This is a genomic window from Chlorogloea sp. CCALA 695, assembly GCF_003003885.1.
In the GTDB taxonomy this organism is placed as follows: Bacteria; Cyanobacteriota; Cyanobacteriia; order Cyanobacteriales; family Chroococcidiopsidaceae; genus Aliterella.
The window spans coordinates 77,639-93,491 of sequence record NZ_PVWN01000009.1 but is presented as its reverse complement, the minus strand read 5'-3'; the positions used below and the strand labels follow the sequence as shown (position 1 = coordinate 93,491).

The following is a 15,853-nucleotide window of genomic DNA, read 5'->3' as shown; positions in this document are numbered from 1 at the left end:
CAAAACAATTGTTTAAGCTGTAGTTTATTGAGGAACTAGATAGAAGTGTCCAAATTAATCCCCTGGCTTAAAGAGCGAACACCTAAAATTAGTGATTCTGCGCTAGGGGAAAAAGTACGCCCTAAAAGACTAACTTTGGTAGAGAAGATCAAAAATTTACCACTAATAGCTTATGCCAAAATTCCCACTGGCAAACCTTTGTATCGTTACTATTGGTTTTGGCTGCTAGTTGTAGCTAGTGGAGGAAGCGTTGCTTGGATGGTGTTTTGGTCGAGTATTGAACGCAGTTTACCCGAAGCGACAGAACTTTACACTTTTATCCGCGATGATACCCTAACTATTACTGCTGGCGATAATAGTATTTTGCAACAACAAGGGCCGGCGACTAGAGAACAGTTAAAACTTAGTCAAATACCTAAGCCACTGGTACAAGCTTTTATTGCGTCGGAAGATCGCCGATTTTACAATCATCACGGTGTAGATTATCAAGGCATTGTCAGGGCGTTTGTAAATAATATGCGATCGCGTAATTTGGGCGAAGGTGGAAGCACAATTACCCAGCAATTAGCGCGAATTTTGTTTTTAAATCAAGAACGCACCTTTGGGCGCAAGTTTAGAGAAATCAGTTTATCCCAAAAAATCGAGCAGAAATTAACTAAAGAGCAAATTTTAGAACGTTACTTAAATTTGGTGTATTTGGGATCAGGTGCTTACGGTGTCGCCGATGCTTCTTGGGTGTATTTCAGCAAACCTGTAGATAAATTAAACCTAGCAGAAATGGCAACTATTGCTGGACTCGCCCCCGCACCTAGCCTTTATTCTCCAGTTGTGAACCCAACGGCGGCTAGACGGCGGCGCGATTTAGTATTGCAGAGAATGCAGGAAGATGGGGTAATTACGCCTCAAACTGCCAAAACTGCCCTAAGTACGCTCACAACACTTAAACCAAGTTTGCCCAAACGACTCCAAGTAGAAGCACCTTACTTTACTACCTATATTCAGCAAGAGTTACTTAAATATATTTCCCCAGAACGGATAGAAGCTGGAGGTTTAACCGTTGAAACTACCTTAAACCCCCAATGGCAAAAAGCCGCAGAAACGGCGGTAAAAAACACGGTAGCTCAGAATGGACGTTGGCAGCACTTTGAGGAAGCTTCCTTAGTTAGTATTGACCCCCGCAGTGGCGAAATTAAGGCAATGGTAGGAGGCAAAAATTTTCAGGTCAATCAGTTTAATCGCGTCACTCAAGCCCAACGCCAGCCCGGATCTACTTTTAAGGGCTTTGTATACGCTGCGGCGATCGCCTCTGGGATGTCTCCTAACAAATCTTACATCGACGCACCTTTTATCGTGGAAGGCTACGAACCCTTAAATTACGATCGCAGTCACCGAGGTTGGATGACTGCAAGTAGCGCGCTAATTTCCTCAATTAATACAATCGCTGTCAAGGTTTTAATTGATGTCGGCTTTGAACCAACTATTAAACTTGCTCGCAATATGGGCATCAAATCAGAACTTAAGCCTACTTATTCTCTAGCTTTAGGTTCTAACGAAGTAAATTTACTCGAACTAACTAGCGCCTACGGGACTTTGGCAACTCAAGGGACGCACATTGAAACTCACGGGATTCGCCGGATTTTAAATCGTGGTGGCGAGGTCATTTATCGCTCAAAATACCAGTCTAAACGGGTGCTAGACCCTGATAGTGCAGCAATTATGACGTGGATGCTCAAAAGTGTCGTCCAGTCGGGTACAGGTCGCGCCGCGCAGTTAAATCGCCCGGTGGCTGGAAAAACTGGTACTTCCGACGAGGCGCGCGACTTGTGGTTTATTGGCTATATTCCCCAAGTTGTAACGGGGGTGTGGTTGGGTAATGATAATAACGATCCTACCTGGGGTAGCAGCAGTACGGCGGCTTCCACTTGGCATCAATTTATGGCGCAGGCGGTGCAAAAAATGCCTGTAGTAGCATTTCCCTCAAGACCAAAGTTAGAAGGGCGCATCGGTAGTATTAAGGCGCAAAAACTCAAACCCAAACGAGTTATTTTAGGGCGTATTCGTCCCAAACGTCTCACTGGGCAAGGAGAACAAAATATACAAGCAATTCCTGAATCTAATCGCCAACGAAGACGGGGAGGTACAAGGCGTTATGATGAGCAAAAACCAGAAACTACAGTGCGGCGTAATCGTCGCTATAGAGGCGATCGCCCAACTAATAATTCCTCCCCCAGGCGACTGCGGAAGAATCAAGAATCGGTCGCACCACCAAGGGAGCGATCGCAACCTAAAGTTAGGTCTAGGTCTACTCCCCAAAATACACCCCCTAGGTCTACGCTTACGCCCCAACGTATACCAACAAAATCTTGGCGAGAGCGGCTTAAACCTGTAGAACGTCCGCTTAACAACCCCCCGGCGGCGGCACCCCAAACAAACCCTACTCCCGGCTTCGGTAGCGATGGTTAAAATTGGTTTTAGCTATTCCCTTCATCCTTGGGGGAGATAGCAAAATAGCACATATTTTTGTATGCTCTTAAGATCAGTAATTGCCTAATATTAGGAGCATAAAATGATCAATTTATTAATGCAAACCGCCGCCCAAGCACCAGAAAACGGCCCTCATTTTCCCTTGTCTTTCACTTTAGTATATGTAGTTGGATTCATTGCAGCAGTATCTATTGGTTCTGTTGCTTGGTATAACTCTAAACGTCCTGTAGGTTGGGAAGATAAAGAGCGTCCTGATGTTGTCCCAGAAGTCAAAAAAGAAGAAACTCCTGGTATTGGCGAACCAAAAGTTTAAAAAAGCTACTTAATTGCTATTTTTGACCCTCAACCCAACGGCGGTAAAGCTTTTGAATTTCTTTCATTACTGCGTTATAAGCGGGTTGAGGTTCATGAGTTACTGGATTTAATAATTGTAATTGAGTCAACAATTTTGCTTCTTCGGTATCTACATCGCTATCGCTATAAATTAAACCGCTAATAGCTTCAAGTAGGTTTCGATAGTCTGCGGTACTGGGAGAGTTGCCTAAATACTCCTGCACCCATTGGTAACATTCTGCTGTCTCTACTTGACGCAAGTCTTGCAGTAAAGGATAGATTTCCGGGTCTTGGGCTACGCCTTTTTCTTGGGCTATTCGGTTCAAATAGGTGCGTTCTTCGGGCTGAATTTTGCCGTCCAGCCAAGCAGATCCAATTAAAATTTTGACTAATTTGACATTATTTAACATTTTTTTTCTCTGATAGTTGTAGGAATTTACAGGCTTTTTTTTAGTCGCACCATAAAAAAGCCGTCCATCAAATCTTGATATGGTAAAACTTTAATCCAACTAGGGGATTTTGCAAAGGGAAAACAAGGCGAATCGGTTTCTGGTGGTTCAATTTGCCAATGGGGATTTCGCTCTAAAAAATTCTCAACTATGCTTTCATTTTCTTGGGGGTGCAAAGTGCAGGTAGAATAAACCATTACGCCGCCCGGTTTGACAAATAACGCCCCTTGAGAAATTAACTCTGTTTGTAGTAATGAAAGTTCTTGGATAGTTGCGAGAGTTTGTCGCCAACGCGCATCAGCATGACGGTTTAATGTTCCCAAACCAGAGCAAGGAACGTCAAGTAACAGGCGATCGCATTTATCTATAAACTGCTCAAAATGGCGACTATCTCCTACTTGAATTTGAATTGATTTTAGTTGCAAGCGTTTAGTATTTTGTTGGAGTTTACGCAACCTAGAAGAAGTGCGGTCGCACGCCCAAATTGTCCCTTTGTCTCCCATTAATTCGGCAATATGGGTAGTTTTTCCCCCCGGTGCTGCACACGCATCGATGATAAATTCTCCAGCTTGAGGAGCAAGTAAATGGCTAACCAATTGAGCGCTACTGTCTTGCACCGTCCACCAGCCATCGTTAAAACCCGGTAAGTTTTGAATTGCTCCTGTACTCCCATTTATCCTTAAAGCTTGAGGCAAATAAGGGACGCGACTTACATCTATACTCGCCAATTGTAAGGCGGTTTCGACCTTTTCAATTGAACTAAGGAGCGGATTTACTCGTAAATCGAGCTTAGGTGGTTGGTTTAGCCACTGGCAAAGTTGTTCTGTAGCTGTAAAGCCAAATTGTTCTAACCAAACTTCAATTATCCAATCTGGGTAACTGTGCAGAATGCCTAAGTTTTCAACGGGGTTTTCTGGTAACTTAAGCGGATCGATTCCGGTATCAACGATGCGGAGATATTGGCGCAACACACCATTTACAAATCCTGTAAGTCCTGACAGTCCGTTTTTTTTAGCAAGTTCGACAGTAGTATTAACCGCCGCCGATGGAGGGATATGGCTTAAGTATCGCAGTTGATACAAGCCTAAATGCAGAATTGACCGCAAAAGTGGGGGTTGTTTATCGGCTTTTTTACTAGCTAATTGGTCAATTAGAGTATCAAGCGATCGCATTCTCCGAACGCTACCGTAAACAAGCTCGGTTACTAAACCGCGACTTCTTGGATCTAGGTCATTTTTACTTAATACTCGCTCTAAAGCGACATCAGCATAGGCTCCTTTGTGAACGGCACTTAGAGCAATTAGAGCATCTTGGCGAGAATCTTCCATAGTTTTGGGAATTGGGAATTGGTAATTGGGAATTGGTAATTGGAAGCTGCTTAATTACTTATCACTTATTACTCATTACTCGGTTTTGAACTATAAAAAAAGCCTCCGGTTAGGGAGGCTTTAAAGTTTTTAAATCATAGAGGTTTTAGCCAACTAGATTTCTTACGGCTAAGATTCCGGCGATCGCACTTACAACCAATGATGTCAGTGCTGTACTAAATAACCACCAAGCTGCACCAGAGGCGGCTTTTTTAGTTTCGTCTGCTTGCTTAAGCGCTTGCTGTTTGATTGCATCTAAGCGTCTTTGGGTTTCTTTTTGAATGCGCTCACCTTGTTGCAATACTTTGTCTCTAGTTCCTTCAATTTGAGCAATAATCCGGTTAGCATCGGCTTCGGAAATGTCTTCGCGGGAACTAAGGACAGCTACTAAGGTTTCGCGGTCAAATTGCGACAATCTTTCGCGCAAGGCGCTAAATCCGGCTTGGGGATCGTCAAATACCTTGCTGAAGTCTTGCTGCAAACCCTCGTAATTTAACTCAGGACGTTCTAAACCATTTAGGTAATTACGGACATTACCCAATACTCCCTCAACGGCTGAGGTGACAGTTTGCTGGATTTTTTGCGCTTGTTCCACAATTGAGTTGCGGACTGATTCTACTTGGTCGGCGATCCGGTTTGCTTCTTCTTCGCTAATATCTTCCCGTTGGGATAATAGCGATACTAGAGTAGAACGATCAAACTTAGATAAGCGATCGCCTATGCTTCCCAAACCAGAGCGCGGATCGTTGAGTAGTAGTTGCAAATCGCGTTTAATGTCGTCTGGGTTTAGTTCGTCTTTATTAGTATTTCGCAAATAGCTTTCGAGATTAGCTTCAAAATCAACAACTTGCTGTGTAGCGCGAGTTGCTAACCGACGGGGTGCTTTAACAATGCTGCTAATTCCCGATTGCAATTGGTCAATTGTTTTGTTAACTTGCTCCTCGCTCAAGTCTTGGCGTTGGCTGAGGAGTTTTACTAAGGTTTCCCGATCTACTTGCGACAATCTTTCCCGCAATGCGGAAGCACCTTGTTTTGGATCTTCGAGCAATTTAGTTAAATCGCGCTTGATTCCTTCAGGATCGAGTTCTTCTAAGTTGGTATTGCGGAGGTATTCAGCAATTTTTGTTGTAGTTTGCTCGTATTGTTCTTGAGCAATTCCGGCTAGTTTCTGCGGCGCTTGTAAAATGTTACTGCGTACTGATTCTATTTGATCGAGGGTTTGGTTAATTTGCTCCTCGCTCAAATCTTGACGCTGACTGAGCAGTTGTACCAATGTATCGCGGTCAAACTGGCTCAATCTTTCCCCAAGTACGCTAAGTCCAGCTTGTGGATCGGCAAAAAGGGTTTGAAAATCGCGCCTAATACCTTCAGGGTTTAATTCTTCCTTATTAGTATTGCGGAGATATTCTTCAACTTTAGTCCGTACCTCAGTAGCTTTAGCTTTAGCTTGTTCTTGAACTTCTTTAGCTTTATTAACAACACCATCGCGGGAGGTTTCTAACTGGCTAACTATCCCCTGTGCTTCCTCGCTGCTGATGTCTTGACGCTGGCTGAGGAGTTGGACAAAGGTATCGCGGTCAAATTGACTCAGGCGATCGCGCAGCGCCTCAAATCCTGCTTGTGGGTCTTCTAATAATTTCTGGAAGTTTTGTTTAATTCCTTCAGGATTTAGTTCTTCTTTGCCTGTCTTACTCAGATATTCTTCCACCGAAGCGCGGATATCTTTTGTTTCTCCCTGGGGTGCATCTTGCAAACTACCTAAAACTTCAGTGCGAATACTCTCTAGTTGTTCGGCGACTTCGGTAATTTTGGCTGGTAACAAGTCGCCACGAGAGGTTAATTGTTGAGTAAAATACTCTTTATCTATTTGCTCTAAATGTCTTTTAACGGTTGCTGGGTCGGCTTCTGGGTCGTAGATGACATCTTTAAACTCACTTTTAATTGTCTCGCGGTTTAAATGCCAAGCATAAGAATCTTGCAAGTAATGATCTACATCGGCTTTGATAGTGTTGAAACCTAGTTTAGGTGCTTTTTCAGCTACCGCAGTACCAACTTTACTAACTTGTTCCGTTGCTTTACCTGTCAACTGCTTTAATTGACCGGAAATTTTTTCTATATCCAAATCGGACAAATCTGTTCTTTTTAGAACTGTTCCCAGCAATGAACTTGCTCCTAGTTGCAAGGCTTGGCTCATCATTCCGCCGCTTTTTTGTCCGTTACTTTGAGCGCCTGTAACCAACTTTTGGAGTTGTGCGGCTAAATCAGAGGAAGTCAATTCTTCGGGAGTCGCAGACTGTAAAAATTTCTGAATCTGGGTTTGCGGATCTTGTTGTGGCTGACCAACTACATTTTTCCAAGCACCTTCTAGTTGATCGACAACTTTACTAATATCTTGCTTAGAAAAGTCGGTACGACTGCTAACTAAATCTACTAGCGTTTGACGATCAATATTTAAGCCTTCATTTCCTGCTAGGCTTTGCAAATCTGAGGTGCTAAGTATTTTCTCAAACTGGCTGCGAATTTCCTCTACATCTAGCTTAGGTAATTGCAGATTGCTTAAAGAACTTTGCAAAGTATCGCGGATACTATTGGGGTCAATTCCCGAAGTCAATTCGCGGCGCACTGCGGCGGTAATAGATTCGGCTGTTGAAACTAATTGCGATGAAGCGGCGCTTGCACCCATAGCGGTAGCGGCAGTTCCCATCAATCCTTGAAAGCCTGATGTAGCAGTAGTTACAACTGATCCAATTAACGAACCTACGGTAGTTGAACCTACCCAAACTAGCAACGAAAAGTAAGTAGACCAAATAACAATAGCTGTAATTGCGCCTAAAACTGCACTACTAACTAAGCTCAGTTTTACTGCTAAAAAACAAGCGATAAATAAAGCAATACTAACGGTGATTAAAGTCCAAAGACCAACCGCCGTTTCTATTTTGCGAATAGTGCTGCCTAAACTTTCCGATTCATCAGAATTAGACGAACCTCCCAAAGCCGAAATACCGAAGGCAACGGAGAAGTTTGTTAATAGTAATTGAAAAGCAAAAGCCATCAAGACACCCGCAATCAATGCTACTAAAAATTGCGGTGCTGAAAATAAAGCTACAGTCTGGGGTATAGCGCTTACTTGGGTTTCCACAACTTTCGTTACTCCCAAGTATTGGCTATATAACGGAGTAATTGTACTCAAATCCATATCTTTCCTTCTTTGCTAACTTAAAGTAATTAGTTCTTTTTACACAACGATTTGCGTACTACGCGTTCGGCATTTATAAAATAGTTTTATAAACGTCAATTGCTAACTACTGTTTGGCTACTTATTTGTAGCTCCATCTCCTATATGTATCGCTGGCTCATTACCCTAACTCCCTCTAAAGTCGGAACAAAGGAAGTTTGTTTATATAATTTTGTAAATCAAAAAATGTTTGATAGGTTATAATTTAGGAAGGCAATTGTCTGAAGCAAGCAAGCAAGCAACAGAGGCGATCGCTAAATTTTCCTAGAAACTCAGCGTTGTAAGCTTAATTTGAGCAAGTTTGTTTTGAAAGTAAGTACAACCACCGCTTTTGCACTTAAAAGTGTATTTACCTATTGACGTTTGAGACTTTTAGCAAGCTTTATAGCTTCAATTTCCATTAAGTGGGATAAAAAACTGATTTCGATAATTTAATAAGTCTAAGAGATTCCATAAAACAATCCCTTCTAAGTTTAGGAGGGATTGCTTTTAAAAATTCTATTTTAGCTTACTTGCTAATATCATTTAAGGCTTTTTGAGGAGCTTTAACTACATCTTCTGCTGCTTCTATCAATTGCTCTCCAGCTTTTTTTGTGCCTGGATCGATTGGTTCGTCAAGATTGAGTTTCTCTTTTATATTTTCAAATATATTTTTGCCTTTACCTTCGGCGGCTCTATTTTTAATGTTTAGTCCTTCGTCTTGGAGCAGTTTTGCAGATTTTTCGGCGTTATCTTTGATTCTATCTACTTTAACTTCTCCCTCACTTCTACCCTCTACTTTGTACTGAGTTGCTTCGGGTGTTATGGCTTCTGCTTGAGCTTGTAGTTGATTGCCGTGAATGTCAAAGGCACTACCAACTAAAAAAGTTAACCCTACCAGAAACACTGTTATAATCTGCTTTATTTTAATGCTTTGCAGCCAAGAAGTTACACGCTTCATATTAAATACTCCTACCATGCTTTAATCGATTGAACAAGTTTGATCGCAGATTAAACGCTGCAATCATTGCCTCATATTCTTTAATGTTCGGCTATTCTTCGCATCAGTCTAACGATATATAATTAGTTTAAATTAACAAATTTTATTGTTAGTAATTTATTAATGCTCAAATAAGTCTTTGAATTGTAATAAGTCTAAACTCACCATAGTTGGCAGAGCTTCAAAGCATTTATTGGCAAGCTCTAATCTTTCTTCGCGTTCTAGCATGGCGATTAATTTTTGTCTAGCACTTAGGAGATAACGCACATCATTAGACGCATAATTTAATTGCTTATCTGATAAGTTTGCTGCATTTCCCCAATCAGAACTTTGAGCGCTTTTATCTAATTCTACGTTTTCTAATTCTTGAATTAAATCTTTCAAGCCGTGTCGATTAGTGTAAGTTCTAGCTAATTTACTAGCAATTTTTGTACAAAATACAGGCGTTACTAGAATATGCAAATATTGGCGTAAAGTTGCTAAATCAAACCGGGCAAAATGAAAGACTTTAACAACATTAATATTTTCTAATAATTGTTTTAAATTGGGGGCATCGGCTTGATTTTTGGCAATGCGGACTACCGTTACTATACCTTGAGCATCGCATATTTGTACTAAACATAGGCGATCGCGCGTGGGCAATAATCCCATAGTTTCGGTATCTATGGCAACAGCTTCAGAGGTTAAATACTGCGATAGTGTGTTGTCGCTAAGATCGCGATCGCATACTTGAAAATCTGGTAGTTGCATTATATTAGCGGCGGTTAATAAATAGCTGAGTAAAATAGTATTCATTCTTGGCATTTTTGACAATGCCGATACCCGTTAAGTTATATTGACCTTCAATATTGACTCTATGACCATCACTTTTAATCCAACCCTCAACAGCTTGCTCGGCGGGGTTAGAATAACCTTGGTTGAAAGCAACATTTTCCGCCACCGCTTGGTAGGGAATTTGGCGACGGATAATAGAGACGCGTTGCTCAAATCCATCATGGCTAAAAGGTACTTTACCACTTGCCATATTTTGACTATGAATTTTTGCTTGGGCGCTAATGCGAGAATCAAGAGTTAAAGGCGGCAATTTACGCGACTGACGATATTGATTAATTTGTTGATGAATAGATTTTTCCATAGCTGAAGGGGGTTTTACTGGAGAAGCGGCGATAGTTTCCGGTGGTGGTAAGCCAATGTCTGCATTTAAAGGAATATCGCAGCTAGAGAGAGTAAGTACAGTAAATAACATTCCTGGCAAAAGTTTTCGCATTATTAATTAGTTTCGGAACCTTGAGCAACAGTAAAAATAAGTATTAGAAGTTTGGGTATAGTTTTAATTATAAATGGTAGCGCTGCTGTGGCATTCTGGCGGCAATGGAGCTTGCACAAGTTAGGATAGATAGGCTAATCGGCTTAATTATTTTTATGGCATCACCTAATCGCAATTCTGACTCGACTAAATCTAGTCAAACCCGTTTTGTTTATCAAGAGTTTGGCGATAATAATCCAGCTTTAGCAAGAGGTGTTCCCGATTTACCCGCTTCAGAGCAAGATGTCAGAATCCAAGCTTCCCGCAAAGGACGTAAAGGCAAAACTGTTACTGTAATTACTGGTTTTAAAGCTAAAAATGAAACTTTGGTTGAACTTGTGAAAAAGCTGAAAAGCCAGTGCGGCACGGGGGGAACAGTCAAAGAAAATGAAATTGAAATTCAGGGAGAACATACCCAAAAGCTTTTACAGATTTTGACGCAGTTGGGTTATAAGGCTAAAATTAGTGGCGGTTGAAAGCTTATTCAATCTATCTCCATAAAGATGTCGCCTTTGCCAATTTGTGACATATTGAAAAAGTAATATAGTAGCTGCGATCGCCTGATGGCATGGTAGGCTACAAAGGAGACTACTATGGATATTATTCGCTTAATAGCTGCAATTTTCTTACCTCCTCTAGGTGTTTTCCTACAAGTAGGGATAGGAAAGGATTTTTGGATAAATATTGTTTTGACACTTTTTGGCTATATACCTGGAATTATTCATGCGGTGTGGATAATTTTGTCCAAAAAGTAAAGGATAAAGCGATCGCTATTTTAAATGTAAGCGATCGCCCTTAATATTATTTACTTAGGTTTCTTAACTGCAAACAGTTCTGCAAAAAACTGCTGCATATCTGCAAAAGAGCGTCTATCGGCGGTAGCGTTGTAAGCTACACCTTTTGAGACATCGTTACCAGCTTCAGGATTAGTAAAACTATGTACTGTTCCTCCATACTTTGTTAATTGCCAATCTACTTTTGCTTGACGCATCTCGTTTTCAAAAGTATCAACTTGAGCTTTAGGCACTAAAGGATCGTCCGCACCGTGTAAAACTAAAACTTTACTTTTGATCTTTGTAGCATCTTTGAGGTTGGGCGTGTCTAAGTTGCCATGAAAGCTAACTACACCTGCAACATTTGCACCGCTTCGCGCGACTTCTAAAACTGTAGTGCCACCAAAACAGTAACCAATAGCAGCAATGCGGTTTTTGTCGGTAAGTTTGTTGTCTTGTAATACTTTCAATCCTGCCGCCGCGCGATCGCGCATCAATTGGCGGTTAGACTTGTATATAGTAGCTTGGGTAGCAGCATCCTTGGGATTAGTTGGTCTAATACCTTTACCATACATATCAACAGCAAAAGCAACGTAGCCAAGGCTTGCTAATTGCTCAGAGCGCTTCTTAACATAAGAGCCTAAGCCCGTCCATTCATGCACAACCATCACTCCCGGACGTTGCCCTTTGATTGCGTCATCGTAGGCTAAATAGCCTTGTAGTACGGTGTTTCCGTGCTTGTATTCAACAACTTGGGTTTGCACTTTGGCAAAAGCTGAGGTTGAACAGACCATAGTTACAATGGATGCGATCGCTAAAGAAGATAAAACTTTCATTTGATCGAAAAAGAAAAGTAGATAACTGGAAAATTATCTTAGCGCGATTAATTAAACTTAAACATCTTGCCTAAGTAGGGCTACAAATACTAAAGTCCGCTGTAGGCGGACTTATTTAAGTCATAAGTACAAATACTTGGTTAATGATAAGGGGTGATTTTTGTAACTAAATGTAGAGTTAAGGACAGCCGTTAATTAGCTGCTGTCTTTAAATTGAAACTTAGATAACATCAGCCCTAGCGCCTTGAGAATCGAGATTGAGCGATCGCACATCCACCGTTACCCCCGCAGATTGCCAAGCCAAGGAGATCGCCCTTTCTACATTCGCCGCCTGAATTTTATCCACCAAAGCGAGTAGAGTGGGGCCTGCACCACTAATGACCAAACCCAACGCACCCGCCTCTAGAGCGGCGGTTTGTACTGCTTCAAAGCCATGAATCAATCCTTGACGATAAGGTTGATGTAACCTGTCTTGCAATGCCACCTTGAGCCAATCAGCGCGCCCAGTTTGCAAAGCGCGAATTAATAAACCCAAATGCGCCGTATTAAAAATCGCATCAGCGCGGCTAACTTGAGTTGGTAAAACTCGCCGTGCTTCTGCGGTGGAAAGCTCAAAATCTGGGATAGCAACTACAGGAATAATAGATTCATGCCAAGGTACATCGCAAATTGCCCAATTATCTCCACTAGCTGCTAACCGACAGCCACCTAGTAAGGCGGGAACTACATTATCTGGATGACCTTCAATAGCGATCGCCATCTCGATAATTTCTTCTTGACTCAAAGGCAACCCCGCTAAGTGATTTGCCCCCATTAACCCCCCGACAATTGCCGTTGCCGAACTACCCAAACCCCTCGCCAGAGGTACATCTAGCTTAATTTCAATATTTACGGGGGGAGTCTTTTCGCCTCTATGTTGATAAAATTTGACAAAAGATTGATAGGCTAGATTGCTGTCATCAGTGCTGACTTTTTGCGCTTCTAAACCACTAACAGAGATGCTAAAGCCCGAATCAATAGGAGTAAATTTGAATTGGTTGTACAGAGTTAAAGCAGCGCCGATACAATCAAAACCCGCCCCTAAGTTTGCAGTAGTGGCGGGAACAGTAATATTAATAGCCGTCATTTGAATAATTCCTAATTTTGTTAGCTCTCTTTAGCCATCTTAAGTTAGCACCAAGTTATCGCGGTGAACCACAGTTTCCGCCGCCGCATAGCCTAAAATTGTCGATATTTCGCTTGAATGTCTCCCTAAAATCTGTTGCAGTTCGCTGCGGTTGTAATTAACAATTCCTCGTGCGATCGCTAAACCATTTAGATCACACAATTCTACCGCTTCTTGACTTTCAAATTCTCCAGCAATAGCAGTAATTCCCGCCGCCAGTAAAGACTTTCTTTCTTGAGCAATGGCTTTAACTGCGCCTGGATCTAAGGTTAATTTTCCCATTGGTACTAAACCGTAAGCAATCCAACGTTTACGCGCCTTATTAGGTTCTTTTTGGGGTTCAAACTCTGTCCCTAAAGCTTCTCCCAACAAAATTCTTTGAATGTTGTGCGGATTGCCTTGAGTAATTACTGTCCGCACCCCGGCTGTGGTAGCAATCCGGGCGGCGGCAATTTTTGTGGTCATTCCCCCCGTACCCCATTTTGATGGGCGATCGCTCTTTTGTACTTGCTCAGCTAATTCGTTGATGTTTTTAACTAAAGAAATTGGTTGAGCGTCAGGAAAAGAGCGCGGATCGGCAGAATAAAGGCGATCGACATCGGTTAACAAAAATAGCCAGTCTGCTTCCACTAAACTTGCAACTAGAGCAGACAATGTATCATTATCGCCAAACTTCAATTCCTCTATTGCTACGGTGTCATTTTCATTAACTACCGGAATTACACCTAATTTGAGTAACTCTGCAAAGGTACGGTAGATATTCATATAACGACTTCGTGCTACTAAGTCGCCGCGAGTTAAAAGCACTTGAGCAATGGGCTGACCGAGGGTGTTAAATAAATCGTCGTACACGCGCATCAATCGTCCTTGACCTACGGCGGCTACCGCTTGCTTAAGGGCAACTTCTTTTGGTCTTTCCGTTAATCCTAACCGCGCACAGCCCACCCCCACGGCTCCTGAAGATACCAAAATTACTCTATGACCTTGTTGCCGCAACTGACTTAAAACTTCTACCAATGTGGCGATTGTAGATAGAGCAAGCTGTCCAGTTTGCGGTTGAGTCAGGCTAGAAGTGCCAATTTTTATAACTATGGTTTGAGACATTTTCTATAGAAAAATTGTAAAGCGCCAGTTCCTCTATAGTGAGGCTGACGCTTTACGAAGATATTTAGTATTATTTATGGTTAGAGTCTTTATAAGGCTGACTCTATTTCAACTGTATCTATCATTACAGATATTTCTCGAAAATGAGATACTTGTAATATTTTCTTTAGATTTGCTAATTTCTATCCTATTTTGTTGCTTTTTGTTTCGCTACAATGGTCGCGCCCAAAAATTTAGACACTAATACTTCAAAATTACGCACGGGATAAGAGCGCACCGCCTCGCCCGGATCAAGCATAGGATCGACTAAAATTGTGAACATTCCCAACCGATTCCCGGCGATAACGTCGGTAAATAGGCGATCGCCTACCATAGCAATTTGGGCTACAGGTAAATCCATTGCCGTCACCGCTTGTCGCAACTTACGCACCGAAGGCTTGACCGCACCTAAAATATAAGGCAGATCCAAAGAACGGGCAATGCCACCAATCCGCACATCGCTAAGGTTGTTACTTACTAGCCACAGCTTAGTTGTGTCGCTAATACTTTTTACCCACTCTCTTAATTCTGGGGAGGCGGAGGTTGTTTTTGTGGGGACAAGAGTTTCATCTACATCTAAAACCAACCCTTTCAGTTGATGTTGCTTGATGATATCGGGAGTCAAACTTAAAATCGAGCTTTGCAGATTCAAGTCTGGCTGTAAGTATTCGTTCCATGCCATAGTTGGTTTTAAATAGAGTTTATTGGGCTGAAACTTGTCTGCGAATAGCTACTTGCGCGGCGGTATGTTCGCTCAAAGTTCTGCTAAATACATGAGTACCATCGTAACGGGCAACAAAGTAAAGATAAGGAGTCTTATCGGGGTTAAGTGCGGCTTTCAAACTAGCAATACCAGGACTTGCTATAGGGGTAGGCGGTAATCCGGGATTAACGTAGGTATTGTAAGGACTTGCTACTTTGATTTGAGCAAAAGTCAATGGTTTTTCTTTAGTTTGGCGAATATTAAGCGCGTATTCTACCGTCGGATCGGTTTGCAATAGCATACCTTTACGCAACCTAGAGGCAAATACTCCCGCAATGCGCGATCGCTCCTGGGGAATTACAGATTCTTTTTCGACAATACTTCCCAAAGTTACCCACTCTAATAAGTTTAAATTTGTTTTACTTTTACCTTGTTCGTAAACTGGCAAAGCTACAACTTGAAATTGGTTGAGCATCTGCCTAACAACAATATCGGGAGTAACGCTATCGCCATTTAATTTGTAAGTATCGGGATACAAAAACCCTTCCAAGTGAGGCAAGTTAGCAGGTAGCCAGGGGTATTCGCTTTTAGGAATTTTTCTTGTTTCACTCAAAAACTCTTGAGCAGAAAAAAAGCCTTGTTTTTCAAAGTATGCTCCCATTTGCTGCAAAGACCAACCTTCAGGAATTGTAAAACTTAGTTCCACAACTTCACCCCTCCAGATTTGCGCGGCAACAACGGGTAAAGACTGATTGGGAACTATGACATAATTCCCAGCTTTAAAGCCTCCATTCGGTTCTTGTTTTTGCAAATACCGCGCCCACAAACTCCAAGCTTGGCTAGAACGAATTATTCCCGCTTCTTGCAACTGTTGACCAATTTGTTGCGCCGCAGTTCCTGGTTTAACTTGAATAGAAGTTACTTGATCATGTTTGGTAGGGGAAATTGCCCCATTCCACCAATTCCACCCCAGCCAAGTACCGATTCCCAAGGCTGGGACGAGTAACACTATGAACCACTTGAAAGCTTTTTGCATTACTTTCATTTTTATTTAACTGCCTAAGTAACGACATTTGCAAG

General features: G+C 41.9%; 15 protein-coding genes. 4 read left to right on the top strand and 11 right to left on the bottom strand.

What is annotated here, in order from left to right:
* Positions 1–45: 45 nt before the first annotated feature.
* Together C7B70_RS07310 and psb35 are read left to right on the top strand one after the other, a co-directional pair.
* A complete protein-coding gene (locus C7B70_RS07310; protein ID WP_106368400.1) occupies positions 46–2,463 on the top strand; it encodes a transglycosylase domain-containing protein in 2,418 nt (805 codons plus the stop codon).
* 103 nt (positions 2,464–2,566) lie between these two features.
* On the top strand, positions 2,567–2,797 hold the full coding sequence (psb35, locus tag C7B70_RS07305) for a photosystem II assembly protein Psb35 (RefSeq protein ID WP_233220848.1): 231 nt from the start codon (positions 2,567–2,569) through the stop codon (positions 2,795–2,797).
* Positions 2,798–2,813: 16 nt separating this feature from the next.
* Here psb35 and C7B70_RS07300 read toward each other — a convergent pair whose 3' ends face one another.
* The 6 genes from C7B70_RS07300 to C7B70_RS07275 all read right to left on the bottom strand — a co-directional run bounded on the left by C7B70_RS07300 (position 2,814) and on the right by C7B70_RS07275 (position 10,114).
* Positions 2,814–3,227: a TerB family tellurite resistance protein gene (locus C7B70_RS07300; protein WP_106368399.1), complete on the bottom strand. Its 414-nt coding sequence runs from the start codon at positions 3,225–3,227 to the stop codon at positions 2,814–2,816.
* 26 nt (positions 3,228–3,253) lie between these two features.
* The gene (locus C7B70_RS07295) at positions 3,254–4,594 is read right to left on the bottom strand and encodes a 16S rRNA (cytosine(967)-C(5))-methyltransferase (RefSeq protein WP_106368398.1); all 1,341 of its coding nucleotides are present in this window, start codon (positions 4,592–4,594) and stop codon (positions 3,254–3,256) included.
* A 145-nt stretch (positions 4,595–4,739) separates the two neighbouring features.
* Positions 4,740–7,829: a hypothetical protein gene (locus C7B70_RS07290; RefSeq protein WP_106368397.1), complete on the bottom strand. Its 3,090-nt coding sequence runs from the start codon at positions 7,827–7,829 to the stop codon at positions 4,740–4,742.
* Between the two features lie 547 nt (positions 7,830–8,376).
* The gene (locus tag C7B70_RS07285) at positions 8,377–8,808 is read right to left on the bottom strand and encodes a hypothetical protein (protein WP_106368396.1); all 432 of its coding nucleotides are present in this window, start codon (positions 8,806–8,808) and stop codon (positions 8,377–8,379) included.
* Positions 8,809–8,967: 159 nt separating this feature from the next.
* Positions 8,968–9,597 (bottom strand): ribonuclease H-like domain-containing protein, encoded by a 630-nt coding sequence (locus C7B70_RS07280; RefSeq protein ID WP_106368441.1) that lies wholly within the window; start codon positions 9,595–9,597, stop codon positions 8,968–8,970.
* 4 nt (positions 9,598–9,601) lie between these two features.
* Positions 9,602–10,114, bottom strand: a complete 513-nt coding sequence (locus tag C7B70_RS07275; protein ID WP_106368395.1) for a CAP domain-containing protein — start codon at positions 10,112–10,114, stop codon at positions 9,602–9,604.
* A 155-nt stretch (positions 10,115–10,269) separates the two neighbouring features.
* Between C7B70_RS07275 and C7B70_RS07270 the strand changes: the two genes are divergently transcribed.
* A complete protein-coding gene (locus C7B70_RS07270; RefSeq protein WP_106368440.1) occupies positions 10,270–10,629 on the top strand; it encodes a translation initiation factor in 360 nt (119 codons plus the stop codon).
* A gap of 117 nt (positions 10,630–10,746) precedes the next feature.
* Positions 10,747–10,908 (top strand): YqaE/Pmp3 family membrane protein, encoded by a 162-nt coding sequence (locus C7B70_RS07265; protein ID WP_106368394.1) that lies wholly within the window; start codon positions 10,747–10,749, stop codon positions 10,906–10,908.
* 50 nt (positions 10,909–10,958) lie between these two features.
* On the opposite strand, the gene C7B70_RS07260 is transcribed toward C7B70_RS07265, so the two are convergent.
* The 5 genes from C7B70_RS07260 to mltG form a co-directional block, all read right to left on the bottom strand.
* Positions 10,959–11,762, bottom strand: coding sequence for a dienelactone hydrolase family protein (locus C7B70_RS07260; protein WP_106368393.1), 804 nt, complete (start codon positions 11,760–11,762; stop codon positions 10,959–10,961).
* Positions 11,763–11,982: 220 nt separating this feature from the next.
* Positions 11,983–12,888, bottom strand: coding sequence for a homoserine kinase (gene thrB, locus C7B70_RS07255; RefSeq protein WP_199192109.1), 906 nt, complete (start codon positions 12,886–12,888; stop codon positions 11,983–11,985).
* Positions 12,889–12,927: 39 nt separating this feature from the next.
* Positions 12,928–14,031, bottom strand: a complete 1,104-nt coding sequence (gene proB, locus C7B70_RS07250; protein ID WP_106368391.1) for a glutamate 5-kinase — start codon at positions 14,029–14,031, stop codon at positions 12,928–12,930.
* Between the two features lie 187 nt (positions 14,032–14,218).
* Positions 14,219–14,752, bottom strand: a complete 534-nt coding sequence (locus tag C7B70_RS07245) for a YqeG family HAD IIIA-type phosphatase (protein ID WP_106368390.1) — start codon at positions 14,750–14,752, stop codon at positions 14,219–14,221.
* Positions 14,753–14,771: 19 nt separating this feature from the next.
* The gene (mltG, locus tag C7B70_RS07240) at positions 14,772–15,818 is read right to left on the bottom strand and encodes an endolytic transglycosylase MltG (protein ID WP_106368389.1); all 1,047 of its coding nucleotides are present in this window, start codon (positions 15,816–15,818) and stop codon (positions 14,772–14,774) included.
* Between the last annotated feature and the right edge of the window lie 35 nt (positions 15,819–15,853).